The organism is Burkholderia sp. Se-20373 (assembly GCF_017104705.1).
Taxonomy (GTDB): Bacteria; Pseudomonadota; Gammaproteobacteria; order Burkholderiales; family Burkholderiaceae; genus Burkholderia.
On sequence record NZ_JAAGPH010000328.1, the window covers coordinates 1 to 1,866 of the forward strand.

The 1,866-nt window shown below is 70.4% G+C and carries 2 protein-coding genes and 1 pseudogene; all 3 read right to left on the bottom strand.

Going from position 1 to position 1,866, the window contains the following annotated elements; translation table 11 throughout:
- The coding region (cheD, locus tag G3N96_RS38550; RefSeq protein WP_206140479.1) for a chemoreceptor glutamine deamidase CheD at positions 1–630 on the bottom strand (630 nt) is incomplete at its 3' end.
- Complete coding sequence (locus tag G3N96_RS38555) at positions 627–1,610, bottom strand: CheR family methyltransferase (protein WP_124584433.1); 984 nt, start codon at positions 1,608–1,610, stop codon at positions 627–629. The genes cheD and G3N96_RS38555, both read right to left, overlap by 4 nt.
- Positions 1,611–1,613: 3 nt before the next feature.
- Positions 1,614–1,866, bottom strand: a pseudogene (locus G3N96_RS38560) (methyl-accepting chemotaxis protein); the annotation flags it as partial.

Consider the following 1,866-nt stretch of genomic DNA (forward strand, 5'->3'; position numbering starts at 1 on the left):
CTGCGGCGGCGCCGGACGCTTCGCCGCGAACAGCTCGACTTGCGGACGCGGCCGTGCGGCGCGGGCGCGATCGGCCTCGCGGGCGAGCGCGGCTTCGCGCTCGGTGACGCCCGGCACCTGCAGCCGCAGCTTCTTCACCGCCGCGCGCCCCGTGGCCGCCATGAACGCGACCTTGCGCGGGTGCACGCCCTGCAGGTCTTCCGCCGTGATGCGGATGCGTTCGAGCGCGAGGTAGCGGCGCACGAAATCCGCGTTGCGGTCGCCGATGTTGATCGTCGTCATCCCGGCCAGCACGGCGGCGCCCCCGAACACCTTCGCCTCGAAACGTTCGCGGCGCCCGCCGGCCTTGATCATCTCGTTGATCAGCACTTCCATCGCATACGCGCCGTAGCGCATCGATTCCGACGCGGCCGCGCCCGGATCGGCGCCGTCGTCGGGCAGCATGAAGTGGTTCATCCCGCCGATGCCCGCGTACGGGTCGTGCAGGCACGCGGCGACGCACGAGCCGAGGACGGTCATCAGCACCATGTCGTCGGACGTCGTGTAGAACTCGTTCGGCAGCAGCTTCACGCCGGGACGGCCGAAGTGGTTGTCGAAGTAGCGATTGGTGGCGATCGGCAGGGCGCTCATCCACGCTCTCCAAGAGCGGACGCGGCGCCCGCGGCATGCATGCGCGCGGGAGACGGCATCGCGCTCGCCTGCGCGCCCCGCGGCCGCGTGCCCTGGGCGGCGTCGCGGGTCAGTTCGTACACCGTCTGCCCGCGCAGCCGGAACGCCTGCGTGACATACGTGAAGTTTTCCGAATGGCCGGCGAACAGCAGCCCGCCCGGCTTCACGAGCGGCTCGAAGCGCGACAGCACCTGCCCCTGCGTCGGCTTGTCGAAATAGATCATCACGTTGCGGCAGAAGATCGCGTCGAACGGCTTCGCGATCCCGTAATCCGCATCGGTCAGGTTCAGCTGCTCGAAGCGGATCATCGCGCGCAGCTCGGGGCGCACCTTCACGCGGCCGGCCTGCGCGCCCGTGCCCTTCAGGAAGAAGCGCTTCAGCCGCTCCGGCGCCAGGTGCTTGACCTGGTCGTACGTGTAGATGCCGGCCTCCGCCTTCGCGAGCACCTGCGTGTCGAGGTCGGTCGCGAGGATCGACGCGCCGCGCGCGGCCGATTCGCCGAGCGCCTCGATCAGCGTGATCGCGATCGAGTAAGGCTCCTCGCCGGTCGACGCCGCCGAGCACCAGACCGAGACCGGCGCCGGCCGCCCCTTCACGAAATCCGACAGGATCGGGAAATGGTGCGACTCGCGGAAGAACGCCGTCAGGTTCGTCGTCAGCGAATTGGTGAACGCTTCCCACTCGAGCGGATCGTCTTCCTGCTCGAGCAGGTCGAGGTAGTCGCGGAACGTGTCGAGGCCGCGGGCCCGCAAGCGGCGCGCGAGACGGCTGTACGCCATGTCGCGCTTGTGCTCGGACAGCGAGATCCCCGCGCGTTGATGGATCAGCGCGCGAATGCGTGCGAAATCCGCGCCGGTGAACGCGAAATCGCGCCCCGGCTCGCCCGCGCGAGGCGAGGCATCCGGTGCATCGGGTCGAAACGGCGCGCGCGCGTGCGGCATGGTTTAGAAGGTCTCCCAATCGTCGTCGGACGTGCCGGCCGTGGCCGCCGCCGGCTTCTCGCCGTTCAGCGCCGGGCGCACGAGCGCGGGCTTCGCGGCCGGCTTGTCGGCCGGTGCGGCGGTTTTCGCGAGACGCGGCCCGTAGCCGCCCGCGGCCGTGCCGCGGGAAGCCGGTGCATCCTTGAGCGCGTGCGCGCCCGTATCGGCCGCGCGCTTCGTTTCATGGCCCGCACCCGCGGCAGCCGATGCAGCCGCG

Coding starts and splice junctions, on each gene's coding strand:
- G3N96_RS38555 (WP_124584433.1), bottom strand. CDS start 1,610: ATGCCGCACGCGCGCGCGCCGTTTCGACCCGATGCACCGGATGCCTCG.